This window comes from Pseudomonas sp. JS425 (genome assembly GCF_018223845.1).
In the GTDB taxonomy this organism is placed as follows: Bacteria; Pseudomonadota; Gammaproteobacteria; order Pseudomonadales; family Pseudomonadaceae; genus Aquipseudomonas; species Aquipseudomonas asiatica.
Map to the genome: position 1 here is coordinate 1,760,129 of NZ_CP073661.1, position 25,977 is coordinate 1,786,105.

Below are 25,977 nucleotides of genomic sequence, written 5' to 3' on the forward strand. Positions count from 1 at the left end.
TTTTAGCCGTACAGTCGCCAACTATTGGGTGAAAATGCAGAACTGCACAGGCAGCCACAAGAATGGTGCCCGCTTTTGTAGGAGCAGGTGAGATCTTTGGCATAGAGGGGGAGAGGGGCGATGTACAAGGTCTATGGCGACTACCAGTCGGGCAACTGTTACAAGGTCAAGCTGATGTTGAGCCTGCTGGGCCGGCCATATGAATGGCACCCGGTGGACATCCTCAAGGGCGAGACCGAAACGCCCGAGTTCCTGGCGATGAACCCCAACGGCAAGGTACCGGTGCTGGAGCTGGAGGACGGCAGCTACTTGTGGGAGTCCAATGCCATTCTCAACTACCTGGCCGACGGCAGCGAGTTCCTGCCCACCGAGCCACGCCTGCGCACCCAGGTGCTGCAGTGGCAGTTCTTCGAGCAGTACAGTCATGAGCCCTACATTGCCGTGGCGCGTTTCATCCAGTTCTACCTGGGGTTGCCGGACGAGCGACTGGAGGAGTACCGCAAGCTGCACAAGGGCGGTTACAAGGCATTGAAGGTGATGGAGCGGCAGCTGCAGATGACGCCGTACCTGGTCGGCGAACAGTATTCGATTGCCGATGTGGCGTTGTATGCCTACACCCATGTGGCGCAGCAGGGTGGGTTCGACCTGGCCGACTACCCGGCAGTGAGGGCCTGGTTGGAGCGGGTCAGCAGCCACCCGCGGCATGTGCCGATGGTGGGCTGACCTTTAGCCGGTGCCGGCCTCTTCGCGGGTAAACCCGCTCCCACAGGGAAATCACAGGACCTGACGGCAGTGGAGTACCTGTGGGAGCGGGTTTACCCGCGAAAGGGCCATTACAGGCCGCCGGCAAACAGTCAGGCCGAAGCGAACCGCTCATCGAGGTAAGCAATGATCGCCTTGGACTCATACATCCAGGTCACCTTGCCAGCTTCTTCAATACGCAGGCACGGCACTTTCACCCGGCCGCCACCTTCCTGCAGGGCCTGGCGGTGCACCGGGTCGTTCTTGGCATCGCGCAGCGCTACCGGCACGTTCAAACGGTGCAGGGTGCGGCGGGTCTTGACGCAGAACGGGCAGGCGTGGAACTGGTACAGCGCCAGGCCCTGGGCCGCTTGCTCGACGCGGGCCTGGGCGGCGGCGTCGCGCTTGCGCTTGGCCGGGCGGCTGATCCAGTCGCCGAACACGATGAGCTGGCCGAGGCCAACCCGCAGGGCTTTGACGATCATGGGCAACTCCTGAAATGAAAAAGCCGACCCGGCAGGGTCGGCTCGGGGTCAGCAGCCAATCACTTGATCAGGCTGAGGAACTCGCTGCGGGTGGCGGCGTTTTCGCGGAACTCACCCAGCATCACCGAGGTGATCATGGTCGAGTTCTGCTTCTCGACACCGCGCATCATCATGCACATGTGCTTGGCTTCGATGACCACGGCAACGCCGGCGGCACCGGTTACCTGCTGCACGGCCTCGGCAACCTGGCGGCTGAGGTTTTCCTGGATCTGCAGGCGGCGAGCGTACATGTCGACGATGCGCGCCACCTTCGACAGGCCCAGTACCTTGCCCTTGGGCAGGTAGGCCACGTGCGCCTTGCCGATGAACGGCAGCATGTGGTGTTCGCACATCGAATACAGCTCGATGTCCCGGACCAGCACCATTTCGCTGTTGTCAGAGCTGAACAGCGCGTTGTTGGTGACTTCTTCCAGTGTTTGCTCATAACCGCGGCAAAGGTACTTCATCGCCTTTGCAGCCCGCTTGGGCGTGTCGAGCAGGCCCTCACGGGAGACGTCCTCGCCAATCTGGCTGAGGATCTCGGTGTAGTTCTGTTCCAGGGACATGGATCTACCTGTGGGAAAAAATCGCAAAAACGAAGGGTACGGCGGTGAGGGCGGCGCTGCAAGCGCGGCGTTACTCGTCGCGGCCTTCGAGCATGGTTCGCTTGAGCATCACATACACCGCGCCGGTGCCGCCATGGCGGGCGCTGCACGAGGTAAAACCGAGCACCTGCGGGTGCTGGCGCAGCCAGGTGTTGACGTGGCTCTTGATCATCGGGCGCTTGCCGTCCAGGCGCGCGGCCTTGCCGTGGGTAACCCGCACGCAGCGCACTTCCAGTCTGGTGGCCTCGGCGATGAAATCCCACAGGGTTTCGCGGGCCTTTTCCACGGACATGCCGTGCAGGTCGAGGCTGCCCTCGAACGGGATCTGCCCCAGCTTCAGCTTGCGCAGCTGGCCTTCCTGTACGCCATCGCGGCGCCACAGCAACTCGTCTTCGGCGCCAACGTCGATGACGAACTGGTCGGACATGCCGTCGATCACCAGCGCCTTGTCACTGCGCACGGTCGCCGCCTGACGCAGGCCGGCCAGCTTCTGGCGGTCGGCCTTGGGCTTGCCGACTTCGGCGCGGTCGTGCCTGATCGGTTTGACACCGCGCACTTCGGCCTTGAACAGGGAAAAATCGTCGTCTTGCATGATGCCTCCACGTGGGCGGCGTAGTTTACGCGACTGTGGGGCCTTGTGCAGCCTGTGCCGGCCCTTTCGCGGGTAAACCCGCTCCCACAGGGACCGCGTCAGCAGTGCCTCAATCGTGCTTTTTCATCAGGTGCGGCGACAGGTTCAGTTCCCGCCCGCGGCGCAGGCGAATGCGGCTGCGCCGCCAGAAGCGCACGCCCAGCCACAGCAGCAGCAAACCGGCCACGGTGAGGATGCCGGCCAGCGGTTTGTTGGCATTGAGCTCCGCCAGGGCAGGGTAGTTGCCCAGCAGGCCGGCAACGCCGGCCATCGCCAGCAGCACGCCAAGGGTCGCCAGCATGGCCGAAAGGCCTGCCGCCAGGCGGGCACCCCAGTTACGCGGTTCGCGCGGGCGCAGGCGCTTGGCGTCGAAACTGCCTTTGAGCTTCATTCCGCTCTCCTCTGTGGATATCCGGAATTCGACCTGGGGCCGCCCATCGGGTTCCGCCCGGCTGCCGGGCGGTTGTGCTCAGCCGCTCAGATCAGGCTGGCGGTGGGGGCCACGCAAGCGAAGTTGTCGGCCATCACGGCCATTTCGCACTGGTGGATCTGCGCGGCCGGGATCACCCTATCCTTGAATGCCAGGTCGCGGGTCGCCGAAGCGTCTTCCACCAGGGTGCAGCGGTAACCATAGTCCTTGGCGCGGCGTACCGTGGTGCTGACGCTGGAGTGGCTCATGAAACCGCAGACGATCAGGTCCAGGTGGCCCAGCGCCTGCAGGGTCTCATGCAGCTGGGTGTTCTTGAATGCGTTGGGCATGCGTTTTTCAATGACGATTTCGCCTTCCAGCGGCTCCAGCCCTGGAATGAACTGGCCGGCCGGCCCTTGTGGGTCGAAGCGGCCACCGACAGTGCCCAGGTGGCGAACGTGGATGATCGGACGGCCGCTCTTGCGCGCGGCGTCGAGCAACCTGGCGATGTTGGCCACGGCCTCGTCCATGCCCGACAGCGCCAGGGGCCCGCTGAGGTACTCCTTTTGCGCATCGATGATGATCAGGCTGGCGTGGCTCAGCTTGGCCGGCGGGTAGTCGCGGCCAGTGAGGCGAAACATCGTGGTTGGAACGGACATCAAGGGCTCCTTGGATAGGGCTTTTGTATACCTATTCTCCCCTGCCTTGGCGCCAATGGGAATGGTTGACAACGCAAGCGGCATGGTTACTGGCTTGTGGCTAGCCATTGGGTAAGGCAAAGGAACAAATGTGCGGGTGGGGCTGTTAGACTTTTGTCCGGTCTGAATTAGGAGTACCCCGTGATCACATCCCGCCTGCGCACGCTGCGCGACTACATCCGCTGGGCGGTCAGCCGCTTCCACGAGCACGACCTGTTCTTCGGCCACGGTGCCGACAATGCCTGGGACGAGGCCCGCCTGCTGGTACTGGGGGCGGTGCACCTGCCGTGGGAGGTGGCCGACAGCTATCTGGACTGCATGCTCGAGGACGACGAGCGGGTACGCCTGCAGCACCTGCTCAAGCGCCGTATCGAAGAACGCGTGCCGGCCGCCTACCTGTTGGGCGAAGCCTGGTTCTGCGGCATGTCGTTCATCGTTGACGAGCGCGTGCTGGTGCCGCGTTCGCCGATTGGCGAGCTGATCGAGAAACGCTTCGAGCCGTGGCTGGCGAGCGAGCCGGCGCGCATTCTCGACCTGTGCACCGGTTCTGGCTGCATCGGCATCGTTGCCGCCGACGTGTTCCCCGAGGCCGAGGTAGTGCTGGCCGACCTGTCGTTCGAAGCGCTCGAAGTGGCCAACCAGAACATCGAACGCCACGGCCTGGACGGGCGGGTGTACACCGTGCAGGGCGACGGTTTTGGCGGTTTGCCAGGGCAACGTTTCGACCTGATCCTGTCCAACCCGCCGTATGTCGATGCCGAAGACTTCGACGACATGCCGGCCGAGTACCACCACGAGCCCGAGTTGGGCCTGGCCTGCGGCAACGATGGCCTGGACCTGGTGCGGCGCATGCTGGCCGAGGCGGCGGACCACTTGACCGACAAGGGCTTGCTGATTGTCGAGGTGGGCAACAGCCAGGTGCATGTCGAGGCGCTATACCCCGAGGTGGACTTTGCCTGGCTGGAGTTCGAGCGCGGTGGGCACGGGGTGTTCATGCTGACCGCCGAGCAGTGCCGCCAGCATCAGGAACTGTTCAAGGCCCGGGTCTGATTCCAGGGCCTCTTCGCGGGTAAACCCGCTCCCACAGGTATAGCGTTGCCCTCAGGTGCGACGCGGACCCTGTGGGAGCGGGTTTACCCGCGAATTAGGCGACGCGGTCTCAGCGCGTGGCAATCCAGATCAGCAACCCCGCCTGGAACACCGCAAACGCCACCAGGCAGGTAATGGTAAAGCGCAACCCGCTGTCTTCACGCTGGTACTTGGCAACCCGTTCATCCCGCTCACGCAGTTGCCCTTCCTTCTCCTGCAACTGCTGGTCAGCCTGCTGCAGCAGGCCGGCAGCATCCAGTATCCCCACTCGCTGCAAGCGCTCGCTGTTCCATGCTCCCTTGAGTTCGCCCACCGTCATTTCCACGGTACGGCCCTTCAGATGCTGGCTGTCCTCGTACTCCACCTCGATACCCATCCCGCGCAGGCAGTGGTCACGACGCAGGCGTGAGTCTTCGTTCAGCGCATCCTTGCTCGGCAGCGCCATGCCCTCGATCCGGTAGTGCGACCACTTGCGCTGCAGCCACTGCGCGGCCTGGGCCAGCAGGAAGCGGCCGATGCCACGGTTCAGCGGCTCCAGTTGCAGGCCATGTTCATTGCCAATGCGCACCAGGCGCGCGGAGTGGTCGACGCGAATGTCCAGGCGGTTCTGTTCCTTGTGCACCTTTTGCCCGGGCAGCTGGATTTCCATGCGCAGCAGGCTGTGGGCCTTGTCGTGGCGTTCGGCATAGCCGAACTGCACGAAGCGCAGGGGCCGCGCGCCGGTGTTGCGGTCGGTGGGCAGGGCGGCCAGGCGCAACAGCTGGAAGTGTTCGGCGGCCAGCTCGGCCCAGGGCAGGGCAGGGCTTTCCTCGGGCTCTTCGGCTGGCTCTACGGCGGCGGGGGCGGTTGTCATCAGGGCTTGTCCTCAAGTGCGTGCCGGCTGCAAGAGGGGGCACTGCGTGCCCCTTTCGCGACGCAAGGCCGCTCCCACAGAGGATCGCGCATCGCAGAGACGACGCGTAACGCTGTAGGAGCGGCCTTGTGTCGCGAAGGGCCGCGCAGCGGCCCCAATTTTCGCCGTTATCCACCCTATCGGCAGAAGCGCCCAGGACCTGAGGCTATTTCCCTTACGCCGAAGGCAAATGCTGGATAAACGTCACAATCTGCTCGCCAAGCTCCCTTGCCAGCGGCAGTTCTGGGTTGAGGTAGCTGTCGCGCTGCTGGCTCATCGCCTTGGGGCTGATGCGCAGCATGTGGTTCATGCCATCGATCAGCACCAGTTGTGCATCCGGCTTGGCGGCCTTCAGTCGTTCGGCGTCGATCACGCCTACCTGCACGTCGTTGCGCCCCTGCACGATCAACGCGGGCATGGGCAGGCGGGCGAAGGCCGCCGCCGGGTTTTGCTGGAACAGCGAAATCAGGTAGGGCTGCACGCTGGGGCGGAACACCTGGCGTAGCGGCGCCGGTACCTCCAGGCTGGTCTGTCCGGCCTGCAGGCGGTCGAGCAGGGCGCTGCCGCCGGCCAGTTGTGCCGGCGGCAGGCGCTGGGCCAGCTGTTCGCGCAGCACGTCGGCCAGCGGTCGGCCGCTGCCAGCCAGGGTAATCACCGCGCTGGCGCCGGCCTGCTCGGCGGCCAGGCTGGCGATCAGCGCGCCTTCGCTGTGGCCGATCAGGATCAACGGGCCGAAGCGCGGGTCGGCCTTGAGCTTGCGGCTCCAGGCGACCACGTCTGCTACATAGCGCTCCACGCTCAGGTCACGCTCGTCGGGCGTGGCCGGCTGGCTGGCGGCCACCCCGCGCTTGTCGTAGCGCACGCTGGCGATGTGTTCGTTGGCCAGCAGCAGGGCCAGGCGCTTGAGGTTGTCGACCCGGCCTGACGCCGGGTTGTTGCCGTCTCGGTCGGTGGGGCCGGAGCCGGCGATGATCAGCACCACCGGTGGCGGGGTTGGCTGTTGCGGCAGCAGCAGGCTGCCGTGCAGCACGCCCTGGCCGGTATCGAGGTCGATCGGGCGTTGCAGCACGGTGGGGGCGGCGGCCTGGGCCAGGCCGGTGCACAGCAGGAAGAAGAGGGCGACGAGGCGCGACATCATGCGGTACTACATGGGGAGATGAGGGTTTGACCCAGTGTTTGCGGGAAGGTTCGAAGGGGAGGTTGCCTGTACTGGCCTCTTCGCGGGTAAACCCGCTCCCACAGGTACAGCACAATTTTCGCATCTTGTGACTACCCTGTGGGAGCGGGTTTACCCGCGAAGAGGCCAGCACAGGCGATCAATCCATCTGTATACTGCCGCTTTCGTTCACTTCAGGCAGATCTCGCGGAGCGTCCATGTCCGGCAATACCTACGGCAAGCTGTTCACTGTCACCACCGCTGGCGAGAGCCATGGCCCGGCGTTGGTCGCCATTGTCGATGGATGCCCACCGGGCCTGGAGATTTCTCTCGACGACCTGCAGCACGACCTTGACCGGCGCAAGCCCGGCACCAGCCGGCACACGACCCAGCGCCAGGAAGCCGACGAGGTGGAAATCCTCTCCGGCGTGTTCGAAGGCCGCACCACCGGCTGCTCGATCGGCCTGCTGATCCGCAACACCGACCAGAAGTCCAAGGACTACTCGGCGATCAAGGACCTGTTCCGCCCGGCCCACGCCGACTACACCTACCACCACAAGTACGGCGTTCGCGACTACCGCGGCGGTGGCCGCAGCTCGGCGCGCGAAACCGCCATGCGCGTGGCCGCCGGTGCCATCGCCAAGAAATACCTGGCCACCCAAGGCATCACCGTGCGCGGCTACATGAGCCAGCTGGGCCCGATCGAAATCCCGTTCAAGACCTGGGAGTCGGTGGAGCAGAACGCCTTCTTCAGCCCTGACCCGAGCAAAGTGCCGGAGCTGGAGGCCTACATGGACCAGCTGCGCCGTGACCAAGACTCGGTGGGTGCCAAGATTACCGTGGTCGCCGAAGGCGTGATGCCGGGCCTGGGCGAGCCTATCTTCGACCGCCTCGATGCCGAACTGGCCCACGCGCTGATGAGTATCAACGCGGTCAAGGGCGTGGAGATCGGCGCCGGCTTCGCCAGCGTGGCCCAGCGCGGCACCGAGCACCGTGACGAACTGACCCCGGAAGGCTTCCTCAGCAACAACGCTGGCGGCATCCTCGGCGGTATTTCCTCGGGCCAGCCGATCGTTGCCCACCTGGCGCTGAAGCCGACCTCCAGCATCACCACCCCGGGCCGCTCCATCGACATCGACGGCAACCCGGTGGACGTCATCACCAAAGGTCGCCACGACCCGTGCGTGGGCATCCGCGCCACGCCGATCGCCGAGGCGATGATGGCCATCGTGCTGATGGACCACCTGCTGCGCCACCGCGCGCAAAATGCCGATGTGAAGGTGAATACCCCGGTGCTGGGCCAGCTCTGATTCGCCAGTACCGGCCTCTTCGCGGGTAAACCCGCTCCCACAGGAATATCACTGGGCCTGAGGGCAGTGGGGTACCTGTGGGAGCGGGTTTACCCGCGAAGAGGCCGGCACAGGTCCCCACAAGGCCACCCCATGCAACCAATCCCCTCCCACAGGAATATCACTGGGCCTGAGGGCAGTGAGGTACCTGTGGGAGCGGGTTTACCCGCGAAGAGGCCGGCACAGGTCCCCACAAGGCCACCCCATGCAACCAATCCCCTCCCACAGGAATATCACTGGGCCTGAGGGCAGTGAGGTACCTGTGGGAGCGGGTTTACCCGCGAAGAGGCCGGCACAGGTCCCCACAAGGTCACCCCATGCAACCAATCCCCTCCCACAGGAATATCACTGGGCCTGAGGGCAGTGAGGTACCTGTGGGAGCGGGTTTACCCGCGAAGAGGCCGGCACAGGTCCCCACAAGGTCACCCATGCAACCAATCCCCTACTGGCGCCTGTCCAGCTTCTACCTGTTCTACTTCGCCCTGCTCGGCTCCACCGCCCCGTTCCTGGCGCTGTACTTCGACCACCTGGGCTTCTCTCCGGCACGCATCGGCGAGCTGGTGGCCATCCCCATGCTCATGCGCTGCATCGCCCCCAACCTGTGGGGCTGGCTGGGTGACCGCACTGGCCAGCGCTTGCTGATCGTGCGCCTGGGCGCGCTATCTACCCTGGCCACCTTCGCCCTGATCTTCCTTGGCAAAAGCTACGCCTGGCTGGCGCTGGTCATGGCCCTGCACGCATTTTTCTGGCATGCGGTGCTGCCGCAGTTCGAGGTCATCACCCTGGCCCACCTGCATGGGCAAACCGCGCGCTACAGCCAGGTGCGCCTGTGGGGCTCGATCGGCTTCATCCTCACCGTGGTCGGCCTGGGCCGGCTGTTCGAGTGGCTGAGCCTGGACATCTACCCGGTGGCGCTGGTCACGATCATGGCCGGCATCGTCGCCGCCAGCCTGTGGGTGCCCAATGCCCAGCCGGTGGAGCAGGGCGAGCGCAGCGGCGCGGGCGGTTTCCTGCAGCAGCTGCGGGCGCCCGGGGTGGTCGCGTTCTACGCCTGCGTGGCACTGATGCAACTCAGCCACGGGCCGTACTACACCTTCCTCACCCTGCACCTGGAGCATCTGGGCTATGCCCGGGGGGCCATCGGTTTGCTGTGGGCACTGGGGGTTGTGGCTGAAGTACTGGTGTTCATGGCCATGAGCCGTATCTTCGCGCGGTTTTCGGTGCAGCGGGTGCTGCTGGCCAGCTTCGTGCTGGCGGCGCTGCGCTGGCTGTTGCTGGGCAACCTTGCCGGCGAGCCGGCGGTGCTGGTGTTTGCCCAGGTGTTGCACGCGGCCACCTTCGGCTGCTTCCATGCCGCCAGCATCGCTTTCGTGCAGGCCAGCTTCGGCGCCCGCCAGCAGGGCCAGGGCCAGGCGCTGTATGCGGCGCTGTCGGGCACTGGCGGTGCGCTGGGGGCTTTGTATTCGGGCTACAGCTGGAAACTGCTGGGGCCCACCTTCACCTTTGGTATGGCCAGTGCCGCAGCCTTGGCTGCAGCCGTTATCATTGCCCTTTGTTCGCAACCGACCAGGACCCGCCCCTGATGAGCATTCTCAGCGTTTTCCACCCCTCCAGCCCGGAACTGCCGAACAAGGTGTTGACCCACCACGACGATATCGTTGCCACCCTGGCCGAGCAGGGCGTGCGCTTTGCCCATGCCGAGCATGGCCTGCGTGTGCGCCCTGGCACCGCCCAGGAGGAGGTACTGGAGGCCTGTCGCGAGCACCTTGACCAGTTGATGACGGCGCATGGCAGCAAGGCTTTCGTGTTACTCAACCGTGAGGGTGAGGCCCCTGCGCAGGTGGACGTTCGCGATGAGCATGTGCATGACGCCGACGAGGTGTTTGCCGTGGTCAGCGGGCGGGCTCAGGTTGGCCTGCGTGCGGGGGATTGGGTGTATTCGGTGCTGTGCGAGAAGGGCGACCAGCTGGTGCTGCCGGCGGGGACTCGGCGCTGGGTCGAGCTGGGCGATACACCGTTTTGCTTGGCGTTGCGGTTGTACGGCAGCGAGGAAGGGATGCAGCCGAGGTTTACCGGGGATGTGACTGCGCGGGCGTTTCTGGGCATTGATGAGTTGTGATGGCTTTGCCGGCCTCTTCGCAGCACAAGGCTGCTCCTACAAGTAAAACGCGAAGCTTGAGGCCAGCGCGGGCCCTGTAGGAGCAGCCTTGTGCTGCGAAGAGGCCAGATCAACCAACACAAAACTCAGCGATAAGTCGGCAAGGCAAACCGCTGCTGGCTCTGCAGCATCGAAATCACCGGCAATTCACTGGCCTGCTCGGCCAAATCGCGGCGAATCGCACTGATCGCCCAGGACAGCTGCTCGGCACTGTGCAATTGCGCGTAGGTCAGCACGCGGCGGGTGACCTTGCCATCAGCTGCGCGCAGGGTCAGCAGCACACCGCCGTCTGGGCGGGCCTGGGTATTCACCTGGTAGGCCGAAAATACCGAAACGAACTTTTCCTGGATGAGGTCCATATCAACTCCTGGCTGTTGCGTGGCAGACGTGAGTTGATCGTTGCAGTGACCGTGCCAGGAAGCTTTTTCTGAAAAAATCCTTTAATTTCAGTAGGTTACGTATTTTTCGTCGAGGCGCTTTCGTGCAACCTGCATGGTCGTGCATTTTGCACAGTGCATATTGCACGACCCGCGGCCAGCTATCAGCCCGATAGAATCTGAACCTTTGACCCGGCAGCCTTGCCTGACAAAGACTTGGGCAACGATTTCTGCCAGGAGGTTCCAAATGTCCAGCCAACCCACGCCCACCACCATGACCGACGACGAAACCGCCGCCTTTGCCGAGCAGGTGTTCGAACGTGCCCGCCAGGGCGATGCCGAGATGCTCGGGCGCCTGCTGGCCAGCGGCCTGCCGGCCAACCTGCGCAACCACAAGGGCGACACCCTGCTGATGCTGGCCAGCTACCACGGCCACCACGACGCAGTGCGTGTGCTGCTGGCGCATGGCGCCGACCCGCTGATTGCCAATGATAACGGCCAACTGCCCATCGCCGGCGCCGCGTTCAAGGGTGACCTGGCCATGATTCGCCTGTTGCTGGAGCACGGCGTACCGGTGGACGCCGCCGCGCAGGATGGCCGCACCGCACTGATGCTGGCAGCCATGTTCAACCGCAGCGAAATCCTCGAGTACCTGCTGGCCCAGGGGGCCGACCCGGCCCGTCAGGATGCCCGCGGTATCACCGCACTGGTGGCAGCGCAAACCATGGGGGCCGTGGACGCCGCAGCGCGCCTGCAAGTGCTGGCCGGCTAACCGCAAGGGGGCATTTGCGGCTATCCTTGGCGACTTTTCACCCGTCGCAGGCCCCCTTTCATGAAAACTCAGTTGCTCGAATTCATCAGCCTCATTGGCGCTGGCTGCATGCGCGAGGAAGACATCGAGCGCATCGCCGACGAGGCCGCCCAGGCCTACGCCGACCCCGCTGCCTTTCTGGCCGCCAACCCCGACATCAACTACGACGACAGCTTCCCCATTCCGCTGGGCGAATGGGTGGTGCTGGGCAGCCTGCCGGACACCGTGGTGTTCCAGGCCGACAGCTACCAGGACCTGTTCCAGCAGATCAGCGACTCGTTCGACCAGAGCGTGCCGTTCACCCTCAAGCCCAAACAACTGGCCCGCACCGAGCCGCTGACCGCGCTCAATCGCATTCAGGTGCAGATGGGGGCGCTGAACAAGGAGGCGGGTGGGTATGTGCTGCTCAACTTCAGCCAGTTGCTGGATGACGAGCTGCAGATGGTGATGGTAGGGCAGAACGACCTGGCGCGGGTGCTGGAGCTGGGTGCTGAGGTGGGGATCAAGGTCGAGCCGGCGCTTGAGGCGTTGAAGGTCGCCGTACACGTCTGATTTCCGCGTTTGCTTCTTCGCGGGTAAACCCGCTCCCACAGGGATATCACTTCCCTCGGGCCCAGTGAGATCCCTGTGGGAGCGGGTTTACCCGCGAAGAGGCTGGTACAGGCAGCTTCAATCTTCAGCCCAGCGCGGTATCGAGGAACATCATCACCGCAAACCCACCCATCAACCCCAGGGTCGCCGCCGTCTGGTGCCCATTGCGGTGGGTTTCGGGAATCACCTCGTGGCTCACCACAAAAATCATCGCCCCCGCCGCCAGCCCCATGCTGACCGGGTAGGCCAAGGCAAAGCCGGTCGAAATCCCCAGGCCGATCACCGCACCCAGCGGCTCCATCAGCCCCGACCCGATCGCCACCAGCGCGGCTTTCAGGTTCGACAACCCGGTAGCGCGCAAGGCCAGCGCCACGGCCAACCCCTCGGGGATGTCCTGAATTGCGATGGCGCTGGTCAGCGGCAGGCCGATGTTCATGTCGCCATTGGCAAAGCTCACGCCAATGGCCATGCCCTCAGGCAGGTTGTGCAGGGTAATCGCCAGCACGAACAACCACACCCGGCTGATGCGCTCGGCCTCCGGGCCGCAAGGGCCGGTGCTTTCGTGTTCATGCGGGGTGAAGCGGTCCAGGCCCAGCATCAGCAGCACGCCCAGGCCCATGCCCAGCACCACGGTAAAGGCCGCGGCCGGGCCGTTGCCGGTAATTTCGCGGGCGGCATCCAGGCCCGGCAGAATCAGCGAAAACGAACTGGCCGCCAGCATCATGCCGGCGGCAAAACCCAGCATCACATCCTGGGTGCGGGCCCTGACATCGCGCAGCACCACTGCCAGCACCGCGCCCAGCGCCGTGGCGCCAAAGCCGGACAACCCGCCCAGTGCGGCCAGGTGCAGGTTTTCGGCGTGGTCGCCGTTCACTGCGTTCCACAGGCTGGCGGCCAGCAGTAGCAACACCGCCAGCAGGCTCAACCCCAGGCCGGCGCTGAGCCACGGGGTGTTCACGGCTTGCTGGCGCCAGGCGTTCAGCAGCGAGGTCGGGGCGGCGCTTTGAGTGTGGGCGGGGGGCATGTGAACCTCGAATCAGTGATTAACGGCAGTCTACTCAGGGACCTGCGGCAATCGCCAAGGATTCCCTTCTATCGCCTTGATAGCTGACTATGCTGTGCAGCAAAGCCTTTGACAGGAGTTTTGGCATGGGGTCGACGTTCAACAGCCTGGTCGGGCTGATCATCCTGGCGCTGGATATCTGGGCCATCCTGAATGTGATCAAGAGTGGCAGCGAAGTGGGCATCAAGGTGTTGTGGATCCTGCTGATCGCCTTGCTGCCGGTGGTGGGGCTGGTGATCTGGGCGATCGCCGGGCCACGGGGGAATGTGCGGATCTGAATGGCTGTGCTGGCCTCTTCGCGGGTGAACCCGCTCCCACAGGGGGATCACTGGACCTGAGGGCAGTGATCCCCCTGTGGGAGCGGGCGTGCCCGAGAAGAGGCCGTAACAGACAAAAGCGGCAACACCCCCGTGACAAAATTTTCACATTGGTTTAAACAGAATCCGCACCCGCACAATGCTGCGTTGGTATACACCTGCGCCATCTCCGCAAACCCGCAATCCTAGGACCTTCCCATTCATGGCTAACCTGGACGCCTTGAAGCAACGGGGCGCGCGAGCGTCGTTCTCGCCCACTCTGAAATCCCACCTGGCCTACACGCTGCTCAGCGGCCTGGTGATCATGCTGATGCTCAGCCTCGTGCGCCTGGCGCTGCTGGTCTACAACAGCGACATGATCGGCGATACCCCCAGCGCGACCGTCGCAGAAGGCTTTCTCAATGGCTTGCGCTTCGACCTGCGGGTAGTGGTGTACATCAGCATTCCGCTGCTGCTGGCCATCCTCAGTCCCTGGGCCATGGCCCGGCGTGGCCTGTTCCGTTTCTGGCTGACCATCACCTCGAGCGTGGTGATGTTCCTCGGCCTGATGGAAATGGACTTCTATCGCGAGTTCCACCAGCGCCTCAACGGTTTGGTGTTCCAGTACATCAAGGAAGACCCGAAGACCGTGCTGAGCATGCTCTGGTACGGCTTCCCGGTGGTGCGCTACCTGCTGGCCTGGCTGTTCGGCACCTGGCTGCTGAGCCTGCTGTTCAAGGGCATCGACCGCATGACCCGTGGCAACGGTGCCGGCGAGGTCACCCTGCAGCGCCGTGCAGCGCCGTGGTACAACCGCCTGGCGGTGTTCATGGTGATCCTGCTGGTGGCCGTGGTCGCCGCCCGTGGCACCCTGCGTCAGGGCCCGCCGATGCGCTGGGGTGATGCCTTCACCACCGATTCCAACTTCGTCAACCAGCTGGGCCTGAACGGCACCCTGACCCTGATCGATGCTGCCAAGAGCCGCTTCGGCGAAGACCGCGCCAACATCTGGAAGCCGGTGCTGGAGCAGGACGTAGCCACGCAGAGCGTGCGCGAGCAGCTGCTGACCGCCCACGACACCCTGGTCGATGCCGACGAGGCTGCAATCCGCCGCGACTTCGTGCCGCCGGCCGAGCGCACCCTGCCGATCAAGAACGTGGTGGTGATCCTGATGGAAAGCTTCGCCGGCCACTCGGTGGGCGCGCTGGGCAGCCCCAACAACATCACCCCGTACTTCGACAAGCTGGCCAAAGAAGGCCTGCTGTTCGACCGCTTCTTCTCCAACGGCACCCATACCCACCAGGGCATGTTCGCCACCATGGCCTGCTTCCCCAACCTGCCAGGCTTCGAGTACCTGATGCAGACCCCGGAAGGCGGCCACAAGCTCTCCGGCCTGCCAGCCTTGCTCAGCGCCCGCGATTACGACGACGTTTACGTCTACAACGGCGACTTTGCCTGGGACAACCAGTCCGGGTTCTTCGGCAACCAGGGCATGACCACCTTCATTGGCCGTAACGACTTCGTCAACCCGGTGTTCTCCGACCCGACCTGGGGCGTGTCCGACCAGGACATGTTCGACCGCGGCGCCGAAGAGCTGGCCAAGCACGATGGCAAGAAGCCGATCTACGCGCTGCTGCAGACCCTGTCCAACCACACCCCGTACGCACTGCCCAAAGACCTGCCGGTAGAGCCGGTAACCGGCCAGGGCCGCCTGGACGAGCACCTCACTGCCATGCGCTATTCGGACTGGGCGCTGGGGCAGTTCTTCGAGAAGGCGCGCAAGGAGCCGTACTTCAAGGAAACCCTGTTCGTCATCGTTGGCGACCATGGCTTTGGCAACCACCAGCAGGTCACCGAGCTGGACCTGGGCCGCTTCAACGTGCCGCTGCTGCTGATTGCCCCAGGCATCCAGGAGAAGTTCGGTGCGGTCAACCACACCGTGGGTACCCAGGTCGACATCGTGCCGACCATCATGGGCCGCCTGGGTGGCCAGGCCCGTCACCAGTGCTGGGGCCGCGACCTGCTCAACCTGCCTGAGGGCGACCAGGGCATGGGCATGATCAAGCCATCGGGCAGCGAGCAGATCGTCGGCCTGGTACAGGGCGACCGTATCCTGATCGAGTCCAAGGACATGACCCCGCGCATGTACCGCTACCAGCTGGGCAGCGAGTTCAAGGCCGAGCTGATCGAAAGCCAGGACCAGCCGGAAATGCTGAAGAAGCTGGAAGCGTATATCCAGACTGCGACCAAGAGCTTGCTGGATAACACTGCTGGTGTAGTGCACGGCACGCCTAAGTAAGGCTGCAACAGGGGCCGCTTTGCGGCCCATTCGCGGCGGTTCGACGCATCGATGAACCCGCTCCCACAGGGATATCACTGCCCTCAGACCCTGTGAAATCCCTGTGGGAGCGGGTTTACCCGCGAAGAGGCCGGCACAGACTGAACATTCTCCCCACCTCAAGGTCACTTGTTTCAGGCATCACACACCCGGTGTTCGTTGACTTAGAGGGTTCGTTCAATGAAAGAGTGGGAAGTCATCTTTGCCGACCAGAAGGGCGTGCTCACCACCCTGACGCTGCACGGCGACCAGTGCCCCAGCGAGGAGGACGCCGCGCGGGCCATCCGTTCGCACCTGTTCCCGGTGATGGACGAGCTGGACCTCAACGACTTCCAGGACCGCACCATTTCCCCCACCGCACGCTGGCTGAAGGAGCAGAGTGGCGTGACCATCACCAGCATCCACGAAACGCCCTGAACCACACGTTTGCGTGGTGCCCTTGCAGGCACTACGCTGCATGAAGGTGCCGGCCTATTCTGCGGGTCGGCACCGCATCCCTTCGCGTCTTGCATCAGCTCGAACTGCCCGGCCGCTGCCGGCAGGTGCGTAGTGCACGGAAAGTCTATCCATCGCATTATTCAGGAGGACGTTTCATGAGCAGCCAGAACGACGATATCAGCAGCAACGTCCTGCGCCAGATGAAGGCAGGCGGTTTCGACTTCACCCAGATCCATCCCATCGAGTTCTACGCCATATTCCCCGACGAAGCAGGGGCCCGCCGTGCGGCCGGGCAGTTTCGTGGGGAATCGCTGAATGCCCAGGTCAAGGAGATGGGCGACGGTGCATGGCATCTGGAACTGAGCAAGGTCATGTATGCCACCCATGGCGGGATTGGCGACTTTGAAGAGGCCTTCGAGCAGCTGGTGACACCTTATGGCGGTGAGGTGGAAGGGTGGGGGGTCAAGCAGGAGCGGCCCATAGCCTGAGAGTTTTGTGTTGCCTTCTTCGCGGGCAAGCCCGCGAAGAAGCACACACAGCCCTCAAGGCCTGCGCCCAGCCATATGCCCCAGGTAAGCCAGCAATTCATCCAGCTCCGCTTCACTCAAGACACTCTCTGCAAACCCCGGCATCTTCGCCTGCGGCCACTGCCGCAGGCTTTGCGGGTCACGAATCAGCTGGCGCAGATATTCGGGCCGAAAATACTCGGTCGGGTTGTGCGGCACATTCAGGTCCGGCCCCACCTGTGCATCCCCTGCGCCATTCAACCTATGACACGCCAGGCAATTCTGCTGGAACAAGGCAAAGCCTCGGCGCACCGGGCTGTCGGCCGGCAACTTCGGGTCGGGCAGCAGCGCCGGAAAACGCGCTTCGACGGAGGCCAGCTTGCGAATCGTGGAAATCTGGAACGGCCACTGCTCCGGGCGGATACCGCTGGCCTGCGGTGCAGTCCACACCAGGTAGAACGGTCCCGCACTCGGCTTGTCTTGGCCCAGTGGTGGCCATGGCCGGTCAGTTTCCTCCACCGCCAGCCAGGCCTGTGCCGGCCCCTGCTGCAACAGTGGCGCTGCGGGCATTTCGGCGGCAAAACCGTCCAGCGCCACTGCCTGCAGGTGGTCGCTGGCGCTCACGCCGTCCAGCAGCGCGGCCAGCGGCACAGCCCGATAACGCATGGGCTGCTTGTAGGAAACGTCCTGGTCGATGCTGATGTCCCGGGCCTGCGGGTGGTCGAGCAGTTCTTCACTGCTCCATTGGCGCGTCGTAGCGCCCAGTTCAAGATGCAGTTGCGCCGCCGACAGCGGCAGGCTCAGGAGCAACACTAACAGTGCAAGGCAGTGGCGCATGGGTAATCTCCGACCATCAAGGCCAGCAGGTTACCTGTGCGTTGCCTGTTGGCGCCACAGCGGCAGTCAGCCGAACAAACGTGTAAGGTTCGGCAGGATCAGCAGCAAAGTCGTGGCGAAGAGAATGAGCCCAGCTTGGCGAATTTTCGATTGTCTGAACATGGCGGACCGCCTTCTTGTTGTTATTCCTGAATACCCGTTGGCTTCCCTGTCGCGCTTCGGGTCGATCGCAGTGGCGTTGCGTGACGCCTGAACTGCCTGCCTCTTGAAAGTGGATATACAACCAACAGTAGGGTGTGCGTCATCCATGTTTGAGAACCCTTTGTTCTAATGTGGTCGGTCATTAATTTCTTCGGGCTATGAGGCCAAGTGCCAGCCGGCTGGCATGCTCTCGCTAGACGGTGGCGCAAGTGCCAGCAGGGCACCGATGAAATGTGACCGTTCGTCAGTGCGGCCTACTTGCTTGTACGTGCCTTTCGCGTCAGTCTCTACAGCAGATTCCCACCCATGTCGTTCAGGACTATCCCTATGTCGTTACGCATCTGCATCCTTGAAACCGATGTCCTGCGACCGGAGTTGACCGCGCAGTACCAGGGCTACGGCAGGATGTTCGAGCAGCTCTTCTCGCGTCAGCCGATCGCCGCCGAATTTCGTGTGTACAACGTGATGAACGGCGATTACCCCGCCGACAACGAAGTGTTCGATGCCTATCTGGTGACGGGCAGCAAGGCCGACTCGTTTGGTACCGACCCGTGGATCCAGACCCTCAAGGCCTACCTGCTGAAGCTGTACGAGCGTGGCGAGAAGTTGCTGGGTGTATGTTTCGGCCACCAGTTGCTGGCGTTGACCCTGGGTGGCAAGGCCGAGCGTGCCGAGCAGGGCTGGGGCGTGGGTATCCACCGCTATTCGCTGGCGGCCCATGCGCCGTGGATGGACCCGGAGGTGTCGGAGCTGACCTTGCTGATCAGCCACCAGGACCAGGTGACCGAGCTGCCGGAAGGCGCCACGGTGATCGCCTCCAGCGATTTCTGCCCGAACGCTGCGTACCACATTCGTGACCAGGTGCTGTGCTTCCAGGGGCACCCCGAGTTCGTGCACGACTACTCCCGCGCGCTGCTCGATGCGCGCCAGGAGTATCTGGGTGATGAGGTGTACCACAAGGCCGTGGCCAGTCTGGCCACCGAGCACCAGGGCGACCTGGTGGGGGAGTGGATGTTGCGGTTTATCCAGCAACCGGTGAGCAAGCACGACGCGGCGTGAGGGCACGGGGGCCGCAAAGCGGCCCCGACAATCTCAAAGCCAGCCAGACTTCTTGAAGCTGGCATACAACGCGGTACAGCCCAGCCCGATCACCCCCAGTACCCCGAAGTACCCATAGTGCCACCCCAACTCCGGCATGTTCTGGAAGTTCATCCCGTAAACCCCGGCAATTGCCGTGGGGAACGCCAGGATCGCCGCCCAGGCTGCAAACTTGCGCTGCACGATGCTCTGCCGTGACGACTCCAGCAGCATGCCGATCTCGATGGTCTGGCTGGCGATGTCACGGATACCGGCCAGGTCTTCCATCTGCCGCGTCACGTGGATTTGCACGTCACGGAAGTACGGGCGCATGTTCTTGTCGATGAACGGGAAGTTCAGGCGCTGCAGTTCCTCGCTCACTTCCACCATCGGTGCCACGTAGCGGCGCAGGCGCAGGATGTCGCGGCGCAGGCTGTGCAAGCGGCGGATATCGTCCTCTTGCAGCGAACCGCCAAGCACGCTCTGCTCCAGCTCCTCGATCTCGCCATGAATGGCCTCGCTGACCGGCTGGTAGTTCTCGGTGACGAAGTCGAGCAGGGCGTACAGCACAAAGTCTTCGCCGTGCTCCAGCAGCAACGGCCGCGCCTCGCAGCGTTGGCGCACCAGGGCATAGGATTTGGAGTGGCCGTTGCGGCAGGTGATGATGTAGCCGTTGCCGGCGAAGATGTGGGTTTCGATGAACTCCAGCTTGCCTTCGTGGCGCACCGGCGAATAGGTGACGATGAACAGGGCGTCGCCGAAAGTTTCCAGCTTGGGCCGGCTGTGCTTTTCCAGGGCGTCTTCGATGGCCAGTTCGTGCAAATTGAACTGACATTGCAGGTTGGCCAGTTCCTCAGCGTTGGGCTCTTCCAGGCCAATCCACACAAAATGCCCTGGCTTGCGTGCCCATTCGCTGCCTTCGTCGATGCTGATGTTGGTGACCTTTCTGCCGGCGCTGTATACCGCCGATGCCACGACTCGACCCATGGTTGTTCGCTTATTCCGGTTGGACACGGGTTACAGCTTGGGCTGTAGTGGGCTCAAGAGCAACCTAGCTCTTGGCCAGTTCCCCTTCCATGCGGTCGATGCATTGCTGCATCTGCCCGCGGCACTGTTCGATCAGCGCCGGCAGGTCCTGCAGGGTCATGCCCGCCGTGGCGATCGGTGGCAGCGAGCGCACGATCACCGTGCGCTGGCGCCAGCTGTTCAGGCTGAGGCGCCCGGCATAGCGGCTGACGCATACCGGCACGATCGGCACTCCGGCCTCGATGGCCATGTGAAACGCGCCTTTCTTGAAGGCCAGCAAGTGCTCGCCGGGATTGCGCGTGCCTTCGGGGAAAATCCAGATCGAGGTGTCGTCCTGCAGTACCCGGGTGGTCTTCTGCATGGCCTTGCGTGCCTGGTAGGCATTCTTGCGGTCGACCAGCACGTTGCCACCCAGCCAGAACAGCTGGCCGAACAGCGGGATCCAGCCCAGGCTTTTCTTGCCGATGGCGACGGTGCGCTGCGGCACCACCTGGCCTAGCACGAACAGGTCGAAGTTGGACTGATGGTTGGCGACGATCACGCAGCCTGGCGGCTGATCCCACAGCGGGCCGACTTCGGCCTTGACCCTGATGCGCATCAGCCAGGTGGCCGGCAGGCTGTAGAGGCGTGCGAACACGCGGCTGTTGTCGGGGTTGAAGGGGCGGCACAGGCCAATGACCAGGCCCAGGGCCCCAACCACAAGGAAATGCAGCGCCAGCAGGAACATGCGCAATGAATAAAGCATGGTACGACTCACACCAGACAGTCGCCGGGCAGTGTACGGATGTGCACTGGTCGGGGCAAACCCTGGTGCAAGCCTGTACTGGCCCTTTCGCGGGTGAACCCGCTCCCACGGGTACCTCACTGCTCTTGAGGCGTGCGATATCCCTGTGGGAGCGGGTTCACCCGCGAAGAGGCCGGTACGGTCAACCTGTATAGTGCTGATCCAGCTCGATCGCCTTGTCCAGCGCCTCCAGCAGCTCTTTGCGCACCTTCAGCTTGGTGTGCTTGTGCGCCAGCATGTTCAGCTTCTTCAGCTCCCGCGCTTTCTCCAGTGCTGCATCCTGCAACTGCTCGGCCGGCACTACCTTGTCGAGGAAGCCGGCATCCACCGCGCCCTGCGGGTCAAACACCTCGGCATTGATCACCGAGCGGTGGAAGGCCGAGCGGCGCAGGCGGTCGCGGGCCAGTTCGATGCCGGCATGGTGCATGGTCATGCCGATCTGCACTTCGTTCAGGCACACCTTGTACGGCCCTTCGACGCCAATGCGATAGTCGCCCGACAGCAGCAGGAAGGCGCCCTTGGCCACGGCGTTGCCCGGGCAGGCGACCACTACCGGGAACGGGTGCGACAGCAGGCGGCGGGCGAGGGTGGAGCCGGCGGTGACCAGGCTGATCGCCTCCTTGGGGCCGCTGGTCATCACCTTGAGGTCGTAGCCGCCAGACAGGATGCCGGGCTGCCCGGTGATGATCACCACCGCGCGCTCTTCGGTGGCGCGGTCGAGCGCGGCGTTGAAGGCGGCAATGACGTCTGGCGAGATGGCGTTGACCTTGCCGTTGTTCAGGGTCAGGGTGACGATGCCGTCTTCGGCGTGGTAGGTAATCAGCTCGCTCATGGCAGAGTCCTTTTGTTGGCGTGGCGACGACGTTACCCAGCGCCAGGGGCGAGGTAAAGCAGTAAGGCTGACTGGTCGGTCAGCGTTCGCCGGGGCTCAAATGCAAATGCATGAAAAAATTGAAAAAAATGCTTGCCAAAGGGAAGGTCTTTCACTAAATTAGCGCACCTCGACAGGCTGCAAGGCTTGAAGAGAAACGGTGAAGTGTCCGAGTGGTCGAAGGAGCACGCCTGGAAAGTGTGTATACGAGAAATCGTATCAAGGGTTCAAATCCCTTCTTCACCGCCACATTCTACGAAGAGCCCCCGAGCTGAAAAGCCGGGGGCTTTTTGTTTTTGGGCCTTTGGGGGCCGCTTTGCGGCCCTTTCGCGACACAAGGCCGCTCCTACAGGGACCGCGTACGCCTGTAGGAGCGGCCTTGTGTCGCGAAGGGGCGCGACGCGCCCCCAAAATTCTAGAAGCTGACCGAAGCCGAAAGCCGAGCCGTCCGCGGCGCCCCCTGGAACAGGTAGTTATCCCCCAGGTAATCCCCCACATCACGCCAATAACGCTTGTCGAACACGTTATCCACAGTCAGCCGCAGCACCGTGTCATACCCCCCGATGCGCGTACGGTAGCGGCTACCCACATCGAACACCGTATACCCACCAACTTCCACATTCCCCGCCTGGCTCGCATATTTGCTGGCGCTGTAGCGCGCCCCACCCAGCAGTGCCAACCCCGGTACCGGCAGGGTGTATTCCGCCTGCAACGCCGCCCGGAACCTGGGCACGTTGATCGCCTGGTGGCCCTCATAGGCATCGGTATCGCTGTTCTGCACCCGCGCCCGAATCGCCGCAGCGCTGGCCTGTACCTGCAGGTTCGAGGTCACCCAGCCGCTGGCGCCCAGTTCCAGGCCGGTGTTCTTCTGCTGGCCTTGTTGGACATAGGTAAAAGTGCCGGCTCCGTCCGGGCGCGCGTATTGGTATGCCTGGCGTATCTGGAACAGTGCGGCGCTGAAGCTCAGGCCTTGCCAGTCGTGCTTTAGGCCCAGTTCCAGCTGGTGCGAGGTCGTTGGCGCGAGGATTTCGAAGCTGTTCTCGGCGAACCAGGGTGCAGTACCGCCTGCCGACAGGCCTTTGGAATAGCTGGCATATACCGTGGTATCCGGCTGCGGCTTGTAGATGAGCGCGGCGTTGGGCAGCAGTTCGTACTGCCGGGTATGGCGGCCGGCAACGCCGTCCTCATTCCAGGTTTTCTCGTCCAGGCGTACTTCCCGGGCACCCAGTATGGTCTGCCATTGCTCGTTGAAGCTGATGCGGTCGCTCACGAACAGCCCGTACTGGCGGCTGTCCAGGCGACGTTCGCTAGACCTGATGGGCTTGTCGGATGGATCGAAGGCCGGCGCACCGGTGTGGATATTGCCTGTACCTACCCATTCCATATAGCTGGGGCGCTGATCCAGCGTGCGCCGCTGCGCACTGGTGCCCACGGTCAACTCATGCCCCACGCCCAGCGCATCGAAACGCCCGTTGAGCATGGCCTGCGCCTCATCGGTACGGCGGGTGTCGTCCGGGCTGCGGAAGTCGTAGATGTCGTAGTCGCCGTTGCTGCCGAAGAACGCGCCTTCGCTCGAGCCCCAGGCAAACGAGCTGTAGTCATCAATCACCACCTTGCTGCGCGAGGCACTCAAAGTCCCGGTCCAGGCTTCGTTGAAACGGTACTCGAAGCGCCCGCCCAGGTTCAGCGAATCGTTCTGCACCGGCTTGGCCCAGTGCTGGTAGGCCAGGCGGTCGTCCGGGTCGATGCCATGAGGTACTTCGCTGCCACCGAGCAACTGGTAACCCGGCACCGAGCGTTGTTCACGGTGCTGGTATTCGGCATCCAGCTGCAGGGTGGCATCCGGGTTGATCTGCCACTCGAAGGCCAGCGAGGCGAAGTCGCGCTTGCCGTCGGCGTGGTCGACGTAGGAGCGGATGTCTTCATGAGCCAGGTTGGCCCGCAGGCCGAACTGTCGCTCGCTGCCGAACCAGCCGCCCAGGTCGGTGGCCAGGTAGCGTTCGCCTTGTTCGTTGGTCGACACCGTGACGCTGCGCACGTCTTCGGCGCGCTTGGTCACGTAGTTGATCAGGCCGCCCGGCTCCGATACGCCGCTCTGCAGCCCGGACAGGCCCTTGAGCAGCTCCACCTGCTGCTTGTTTTCCAGGGCCACGTTCTGCTCGCCGGCGATAGTCTGGCCATTGATTCGGTAGCTGCTGGCGGCATTCAGCTCGAAGCCGCGCACGTTGAAGTTTTCGTAGTAGCCGATGGGGGCGTAGCTTTCGCCCACCGAGGCGTCGCTTTGCAGCACTTCGCTGAGCTGGCGTACCTGGCGGTCTTCCAGCAGTTGCTGGCCGAATACGCTGATCGAGGCCGGGGTGTCGAGCAAGGGGGCGGGCTGGAAGCCGCCTACTGCTGCCTGGCGTACCTGGTAGCCGTCGTGGGTGTAGGTATCGGAGACCTGCAGCGGAGCCAGTAGCACGCTGTCTTCGGCAAGCACATGGGGGCAATGCAGGGCCAGGCCCAGGCTGAGCAGGCTCAGGGGCAGGCGGGGGTGACGCGGGGGCATGCGGTGGGGCTCCTGGATGCGCGACACCTGCGCCGGCCTCTTCGCGGGTGAACCCGCTCCCACATGAACAGCGCTGCCCTTGAGAGTGGCGCAGTTCCTGTAGGAGCGGGTTTACCCGCGAAGAGGCCAGTACAGGCCATGAAAAAAGGCGGCATCTTACAGCCGCCTTCAACATAAAACGATCCGGGCCCTGCGATATCCCGTCAGCCTTTGCTGGCCGGCCGCCTGTGCTGCTTCCAGTTGTCGTCGATCTTCGACCAGGTCTTGCCATCGGTAATGGCCATGAGCTTGCGCCCGTCCTTGAAAGTGGCCAGGAAGGTGGCTTCCTCTTCTTTGCCACCCAGCCACAGCCCGGCCAGCAACCCCACCGGCCCGGCCACCAGGGCCCCGGCCACGCCCCAGCCCAGGGCACTGCCCAGGCTGCGGCTGGATTCCAGGCTGGCCAGCCGCAGGTCGCTGATGCGTGCCAGGGAAATCCGCTCGCCCGGGGAGGGGCTGCGCGGGGTCTTGAGTGTGAGCGATCCATTGCGATACTCGCCTTCACCTTGCAAGAAATCGCCGGATTGCACCGTGAGTCTTGTCATAACGTTGTCCTGTCAGGGAAAGGGCATTGACCAGCGCCTACTGAGCGCTGACCCGGCAGGCAAGTCAACGGCCATGCGACGGAGGGTCGTGCGGTGCATTGTCGCTCAGGTCAATGGGCTTCAGGCGATCTGCAAAGCGTTCTTGCGCTTGCGCTCGGCCAAACCCCACGCCAGCAACGCCAGCCCGCCAATCACCAACCCGGCCAGCACAATCCCCATCCAGCCCTGGCGTTGGAACAGCTGCGTGCCCAGCAGCGATCCCAAGGCCCCGCCAATGAAGTAGCAGGTGATATACCCGGCATTCAGCCGCGTGCGCGCCTCGGGTCGCAGGGCAATTACCGCATTCTGGTTGCTCACGTGCACCAGTTGCACTGCCAGGTCGAGCATCAGTACGCCCAGCAGCAACGCCAGCAACGACTGCTCGGCGAAGCCCAGCGGCACCCACGACAGCAGCAATACCACCAGGCCCACGGTGGTGCCCAGCGAACCCTTGCCAAGGTCGGCCAGGCGCCCCGCCCAATTGGCCGACAGTGCACCCGCTGCACCGGCCAGGCCGAACAGGCCTATCACCGCGTCCGAATAGTGATACGGGCCTTTCGCCAGCAGGAACGCCAGTGGCGTCCAGAACAGGGCGAACAGGCTGAATGCCAGCAGGCCGAGCAGAGAACGCAGGCGCAGCACCGGTTCTTCGACGAACAGGCGGAACACCGAGCCGATCAGCGCTGGGTATTTCAGCCCGGCATGGCTGTGGTGTTGTGGCAGGCTGCGGTACAGCGCCACGGCGGTGATGGCCATCAGCACCGCGGCCAGCACGTAGATGCTGCGCCAGCCACCCAGTTCGGCCATGAACCCGGCGGCGGTGCGCGCCAGCAGGATGCCCAGCAGCAATCCGCTCATCAAGGTGCCGACCGCCCGCCCGCGCTGGTGTGGCTCGCTGAGGGTCGCGGCCATGGGCACGAGGATCTGCGCCACCACCGAGAACAGCCCGGTCAGCGCGGTGCCAAGTATCAGCCAGGGAAGGCTCGGTGCGCAGGCGCTGATGACCAGGCCAAGGGTGGAAATGGCAGTCATCACGGTGATCAGCCGGCGCTGCTCGAACAGGTCGCCCAGGGGCGCCAGCAGCAACAGGCCGGCGCCGTAGCTCAGTTGCGCGGCAATGACGATGCAGCCGGCACTGGCGGTGCTCAGGCCGAACTGCTGGGCGATGCTGTGCAGTAGCGGTTGCGCATAGTAGTTGCTGGCCACGGCCAGGCCGGTGGCGGTGGCCATCAGCAGAATCAGGGCACGGCTGAGCGTGGGGGTATTCATGGGGTTCTCGTGGCGGGCAGGAGTAAAGGGGGGATTATCGGAAAGTGTCGGGCACTACATCAATGCATT

28 protein-coding genes and 1 tRNA gene are annotated in these 25,977 nt (G+C 63.6%); 13 read left to right on the forward strand and 16 right to left on the reverse strand.

The genetic code is table 11. The features are described 5' to 3' along the window. The first annotated feature begins 120 nt into the window (after positions 1–120). Complete coding sequence (locus tag KDB76_RS08075) at positions 121–723, forward strand: glutathione S-transferase family protein (RefSeq protein ID WP_038409095.1); 603 nt, start codon at positions 121–123, stop codon at positions 721–723. A gap of 131 nt (positions 724–854) precedes the next feature. Here KDB76_RS08075 and KDB76_RS08080 read toward each other — a convergent pair whose 3' ends face one another. From KDB76_RS08080 to KDB76_RS08100, 5 genes are all read right to left on the reverse strand, one after another. Next, positions 855–1,226 (reverse strand): glutaredoxin, encoded by a 372-nt coding sequence (locus tag KDB76_RS08080; RefSeq protein ID WP_003260822.1) that lies wholly within the window; start codon positions 1,224–1,226, stop codon positions 855–857. A 59-nt stretch (positions 1,227–1,285) separates the two neighbouring features. Then, positions 1,286–1,831: a GTP cyclohydrolase I FolE gene (gene folE, locus KDB76_RS08085; RefSeq protein ID WP_013971502.1), complete on the reverse strand. Its 546-nt coding sequence runs from the start codon at positions 1,829–1,831 to the stop codon at positions 1,286–1,288. A 70-nt stretch (positions 1,832–1,901) separates the two neighbouring features. After that, positions 1,902–2,462, reverse strand: coding sequence for a Smr/MutS family protein (locus KDB76_RS08090; RefSeq protein ID WP_038409096.1), 561 nt, complete (start codon positions 2,460–2,462; stop codon positions 1,902–1,904). Positions 2,463–2,571: 109 nt separating this feature from the next. Beyond that, entirely contained in the window at positions 2,572–2,892 is a 321-nt protein-coding gene (locus tag KDB76_RS08095) for a hypothetical protein (protein ID WP_024086500.1), read from the reverse strand. Positions 2,893–2,978: 86 nt separating this feature from the next. Next, the gene (locus tag KDB76_RS08100; RefSeq protein ID WP_015269349.1) at positions 2,979–3,569 is read right to left on the reverse strand and encodes a cysteine hydrolase family protein; all 591 of its coding nucleotides are present in this window, start codon (positions 3,567–3,569) and stop codon (positions 2,979–2,981) included. Between the two features lie 180 nt (positions 3,570–3,749). Between KDB76_RS08100 and prmB the strand changes: the two genes are divergently transcribed. Then, on the forward strand, positions 3,750–4,658 hold the full coding sequence (gene prmB / locus KDB76_RS08105) for a 50S ribosomal protein L3 N(5)-glutamine methyltransferase (protein WP_015269350.1): 909 nt from the start codon (positions 3,750–3,752) through the stop codon (positions 4,656–4,658). A 109-nt stretch (positions 4,659–4,767) separates the two neighbouring features. Here the strand turns inward: prmB and KDB76_RS08110 are convergent, their stop codons facing one another. Beyond that, positions 4,768–5,550 carry a hypothetical protein gene (locus KDB76_RS08110; RefSeq protein ID WP_013971507.1) on the reverse strand — a complete coding sequence of 261 codons (783 nt, stop codon included), beginning with the start codon at positions 5,548–5,550 and terminating at the stop codon, positions 4,768–4,770. 214 nt (positions 5,551–5,764) lie between these two features. Next, positions 5,765–6,727, reverse strand: a complete 963-nt coding sequence (locus KDB76_RS08115) for an alpha/beta fold hydrolase (protein WP_038409098.1) — start codon at positions 6,725–6,727, stop codon at positions 5,765–5,767. Between the two features lie 236 nt (positions 6,728–6,963). Here KDB76_RS08115 and aroC point away from each other — a divergent pair, with 236 nt between their 5' ends. The 3 genes from aroC (at position 6,964) to KDB76_RS08130 (ending at position 10,213) form a co-directional block, all read left to right on the forward strand. Further along, positions 6,964–8,055 carry a chorismate synthase gene (aroC, locus tag KDB76_RS08120; protein WP_038409100.1) on the forward strand — a complete coding sequence of 364 codons (1,092 nt, stop codon included), beginning with the start codon at positions 6,964–6,966 and terminating at the stop codon, positions 8,053–8,055. A 467-nt stretch (positions 8,056–8,522) separates the two neighbouring features. Next, on the forward strand, positions 8,523–9,677 hold the full coding sequence (locus KDB76_RS08125) for an MFS transporter (RefSeq protein WP_015269353.1): 1,155 nt from the start codon (positions 8,523–8,525) through the stop codon (positions 9,675–9,677). After that, complete coding sequence (locus KDB76_RS08130; protein ID WP_038409102.1) at positions 9,677–10,213, forward strand: oxidase; 537 nt, start codon at positions 9,677–9,679, stop codon at positions 10,211–10,213. Before KDB76_RS08125 ends, KDB76_RS08130 begins: the two co-directional genes overlap by 1 nt. A gap of 125 nt (positions 10,214–10,338) precedes the next feature. Here KDB76_RS08130 and KDB76_RS08135 read toward each other — a convergent pair whose 3' ends face one another. Then, a complete protein-coding gene (locus KDB76_RS08135; RefSeq protein WP_013971511.1) occupies positions 10,339–10,611 on the reverse strand; it encodes a DUF3509 domain-containing protein in 273 nt (90 codons plus the stop codon). Positions 10,612–10,876: 265 nt separating this feature from the next. Here KDB76_RS08135 and KDB76_RS08140 point away from each other — a divergent pair, with 265 nt between their 5' ends. Further along, positions 10,877–11,401, forward strand: coding sequence for an ankyrin repeat domain-containing protein (locus KDB76_RS08140; RefSeq protein WP_013971512.1), 525 nt, complete (start codon positions 10,877–10,879; stop codon positions 11,399–11,401). A gap of 60 nt (positions 11,402–11,461) precedes the next feature. After that, the gene (locus KDB76_RS08145; protein WP_013971513.1) at positions 11,462–11,992 is read left to right on the forward strand and encodes a hypothetical protein; all 531 of its coding nucleotides are present in this window, start codon (positions 11,462–11,464) and stop codon (positions 11,990–11,992) included. A 124-nt stretch (positions 11,993–12,116) separates the two neighbouring features. On the opposite strand, the gene KDB76_RS08150 is transcribed toward KDB76_RS08145, so the two are convergent. After that, positions 12,117–13,055, reverse strand: coding sequence for a ZIP family metal transporter (locus tag KDB76_RS08150; protein WP_013971514.1), 939 nt, complete (start codon positions 13,053–13,055; stop codon positions 12,117–12,119). Between the two features lie 125 nt (positions 13,056–13,180). On the opposite strand from KDB76_RS08150, the gene KDB76_RS08155 reads away from it, so the two are divergent. From KDB76_RS08155 to KDB76_RS08170, 4 genes are all read left to right on the forward strand, one after another. Beyond that, positions 13,181–13,372, forward strand: a complete 192-nt coding sequence (locus KDB76_RS08155) for a PLDc N-terminal domain-containing protein (RefSeq protein ID WP_012271091.1) — start codon at positions 13,181–13,183, stop codon at positions 13,370–13,372. Between the two features lie 241 nt (positions 13,373–13,613). Next, the gene (locus KDB76_RS08160) at positions 13,614–15,689 is read left to right on the forward strand and encodes an LTA synthase family protein (protein ID WP_013971516.1); all 2,076 of its coding nucleotides are present in this window, start codon (positions 13,614–13,616) and stop codon (positions 15,687–15,689) included. Positions 15,690–15,908: 219 nt separating this feature from the next. Then, a complete protein-coding gene (locus KDB76_RS08165; protein WP_013971517.1) occupies positions 15,909–16,145 on the forward strand; it encodes a hypothetical protein in 237 nt (78 codons plus the stop codon). Positions 16,146–16,321: 176 nt separating this feature from the next. Continuing rightward, complete coding sequence (locus KDB76_RS08170; RefSeq protein ID WP_023661860.1) at positions 16,322–16,654, forward strand: ribonuclease E inhibitor RraB; 333 nt, start codon at positions 16,322–16,324, stop codon at positions 16,652–16,654. 54 nt (positions 16,655–16,708) lie between these two features. Here KDB76_RS08170 and KDB76_RS08175 read toward each other — a convergent pair whose 3' ends face one another. Then, a complete protein-coding gene (locus tag KDB76_RS08175) occupies positions 16,709–17,509 on the reverse strand; it encodes a cytochrome c (protein ID WP_038409104.1) in 801 nt (266 codons plus the stop codon). 528 nt (positions 17,510–18,037) lie between these two features. On the opposite strand from KDB76_RS08175, the gene KDB76_RS08180 reads away from it, so the two are divergent. After that, complete coding sequence (locus KDB76_RS08180) at positions 18,038–18,769, forward strand: amidotransferase (protein WP_038409106.1); 732 nt, start codon at positions 18,038–18,040, stop codon at positions 18,767–18,769. Between the two features lie 33 nt (positions 18,770–18,802). Here KDB76_RS08180 and KDB76_RS08185 read toward each other — a convergent pair whose 3' ends face one another. From KDB76_RS08185 to KDB76_RS08195, 3 genes are all read right to left on the reverse strand, one after another. Further along, positions 18,803–19,774, reverse strand: a complete 972-nt coding sequence (locus KDB76_RS08185; protein ID WP_038409108.1) for a magnesium and cobalt transport protein CorA — start codon at positions 19,772–19,774, stop codon at positions 18,803–18,805. 64 nt (positions 19,775–19,838) lie between these two features. After that, a complete protein-coding gene (locus tag KDB76_RS08190; RefSeq protein WP_003260398.1) occupies positions 19,839–20,558 on the reverse strand; it encodes a lysophospholipid acyltransferase family protein in 720 nt (239 codons plus the stop codon). A 181-nt stretch (positions 20,559–20,739) separates the two neighbouring features. Further along, positions 20,740–21,429 carry a crotonase/enoyl-CoA hydratase family protein gene (locus KDB76_RS08195; RefSeq protein ID WP_013971521.1) on the reverse strand — a complete coding sequence of 230 codons (690 nt, stop codon included), beginning with the start codon at positions 21,427–21,429 and terminating at the stop codon, positions 20,740–20,742. A gap of 198 nt (positions 21,430–21,627) precedes the next feature. Between KDB76_RS08195 and KDB76_RS08200 the strand changes: the two genes are divergently transcribed. Continuing rightward, positions 21,628–21,717, forward strand: a tRNA-Ser gene (locus KDB76_RS08200). Positions 21,718–21,883: 166 nt separating this feature from the next. On the opposite strand, the gene KDB76_RS08205 is transcribed toward KDB76_RS08200, so the two are convergent. The 3 genes from KDB76_RS08205 to KDB76_RS08215 form a co-directional block, all read right to left on the reverse strand. Beyond that, entirely contained in the window at positions 21,884–24,016 is a 2,133-nt protein-coding gene (locus KDB76_RS08205; RefSeq protein ID WP_038409110.1) for a TonB-dependent siderophore receptor, read from the reverse strand. 203 nt (positions 24,017–24,219) lie between these two features. Then, a complete protein-coding gene (locus tag KDB76_RS08210) occupies positions 24,220–24,600 on the reverse strand; it encodes a hypothetical protein (protein ID WP_015269367.1) in 381 nt (126 codons plus the stop codon). A 120-nt stretch (positions 24,601–24,720) separates the two neighbouring features. After that, on the reverse strand, positions 24,721–25,908 hold the full coding sequence (locus KDB76_RS08215; RefSeq protein ID WP_038409112.1) for an MFS transporter: 1,188 nt from the start codon (positions 25,906–25,908) through the stop codon (positions 24,721–24,723). Positions 25,909–25,977 lie beyond the last annotated feature (69 nt).

Bases quoted from the DNA above. Each gene is read 5' to 3' on its own strand.
- KDB76_RS08160 (WP_013971516.1), top strand. From the start codon at position 13,614: ATGGCTAACCTGGACGCCTTGAAGCAACGGGGCGCGCGAGCGTCGTTC.
- aroC (WP_038409100.1), top strand. From the start codon at position 6,964: ATGTCCGGCAATACCTACGGCAAGCTGTTCACTGTCACCACCGCTGGC.
- KDB76_RS08100 (WP_015269349.1), bottom strand. From the start codon at position 3,569: ATGTCCGTTCCAACCACGATGTTTCGCCTCACTGGCCGCGACTACCCG.
- KDB76_RS08080 (WP_003260822.1), bottom strand. From the start codon at position 1,226: ATGATCGTCAAAGCCCTGCGGGTTGGCCTCGGCCAGCTCATCGTGTTC.
- KDB76_RS08180 (WP_038409106.1), top strand. From the start codon at position 18,038: ATGTCGTTACGCATCTGCATCCTTGAAACCGATGTCCTGCGACCGGAG.
- KDB76_RS08165 (WP_013971517.1), top strand. From the start codon at position 15,909: ATGAAAGAGTGGGAAGTCATCTTTGCCGACCAGAAGGGCGTGCTCACC.
- KDB76_RS08135 (WP_013971511.1), bottom strand. From the start codon at position 10,611: ATGGACCTCATCCAGGAAAAGTTCGTTTCGGTATTTTCGGCCTACCAG.
- KDB76_RS08145 (WP_013971513.1), top strand. From the start codon at position 11,462: ATGAAAACTCAGTTGCTCGAATTCATCAGCCTCATTGGCGCTGGCTGC.
- KDB76_RS08130 (WP_038409102.1), top strand. From the start codon at position 9,677: ATGAGCATTCTCAGCGTTTTCCACCCCTCCAGCCCGGAACTGCCGAAC.
- KDB76_RS08205 (WP_038409110.1), bottom strand. From the start codon at position 24,016: ATGCCCCCGCGTCACCCCCGCCTGCCCCTGAGCCTGCTCAGCCTGGGC.
- KDB76_RS08090 (WP_038409096.1), bottom strand. From the start codon at position 2,462: ATGCAAGACGACGATTTTTCCCTGTTCAAGGCCGAAGTGCGCGGTGTC.
- KDB76_RS08170 (WP_023661860.1), top strand. From the start codon at position 16,322: ATGAGCAGCCAGAACGACGATATCAGCAGCAACGTCCTGCGCCAGATG.
- KDB76_RS08125 (WP_015269353.1), top strand. From the start codon at position 8,523: ATGCAACCAATCCCCTACTGGCGCCTGTCCAGCTTCTACCTGTTCTAC.
- KDB76_RS08150 (WP_013971514.1), bottom strand. From the start codon at position 13,055: ATGCCCCCCGCCCACACTCAAAGCGCCGCCCCGACCTCGCTGCTGAAC.
- KDB76_RS08215 (WP_038409112.1), bottom strand. From the start codon at position 25,908: ATGAATACCCCCACGCTCAGCCGTGCCCTGATTCTGCTGATGGCCACC.
- KDB76_RS08110 (WP_013971507.1), bottom strand. From the start codon at position 5,550: ATGACAACCGCCCCCGCCGCCGTAGAGCCAGCCGAAGAGCCCGAGGAA.
- KDB76_RS08210 (WP_015269367.1), bottom strand. From the start codon at position 24,600: ATGACAAGACTCACGGTGCAATCCGGCGATTTCTTGCAAGGTGAAGGC.
- KDB76_RS08075 (WP_038409095.1), top strand. From the start codon at position 121: ATGTACAAGGTCTATGGCGACTACCAGTCGGGCAACTGTTACAAGGTC.
- folE (WP_013971502.1), bottom strand. From the start codon at position 1,831: ATGTCCCTGGAACAGAACTACACCGAGATCCTCAGCCAGATTGGCGAG.
- KDB76_RS08155 (WP_012271091.1), top strand. From the start codon at position 13,181: ATGGGGTCGACGTTCAACAGCCTGGTCGGGCTGATCATCCTGGCGCTG.
- KDB76_RS08190 (WP_003260398.1), bottom strand. From the start codon at position 20,558: ATGCTTTATTCATTGCGCATGTTCCTGCTGGCGCTGCATTTCCTTGTG.
- KDB76_RS08140 (WP_013971512.1), top strand. From the start codon at position 10,877: ATGTCCAGCCAACCCACGCCCACCACCATGACCGACGACGAAACCGCC.
- KDB76_RS08095 (WP_024086500.1), bottom strand. From the start codon at position 2,892: ATGAAGCTCAAAGGCAGTTTCGACGCCAAGCGCCTGCGCCCGCGCGAA.
- KDB76_RS08195 (WP_013971521.1), bottom strand. From the start codon at position 21,429: ATGAGCGAGCTGATTACCTACCACGCCGAAGACGGCATCGTCACCCTG.
- KDB76_RS08175 (WP_038409104.1), bottom strand. From the start codon at position 17,509: ATGCGCCACTGCCTTGCACTGTTAGTGTTGCTCCTGAGCCTGCCGCTG.
- KDB76_RS08115 (WP_038409098.1), bottom strand. From the start codon at position 6,727: ATGATGTCGCGCCTCGTCGCCCTCTTCTTCCTGCTGTGCACCGGCCTG.
- KDB76_RS08185 (WP_038409108.1), bottom strand. From the start codon at position 19,774: ATGGGTCGAGTCGTGGCATCGGCGGTATACAGCGCCGGCAGAAAGGTC.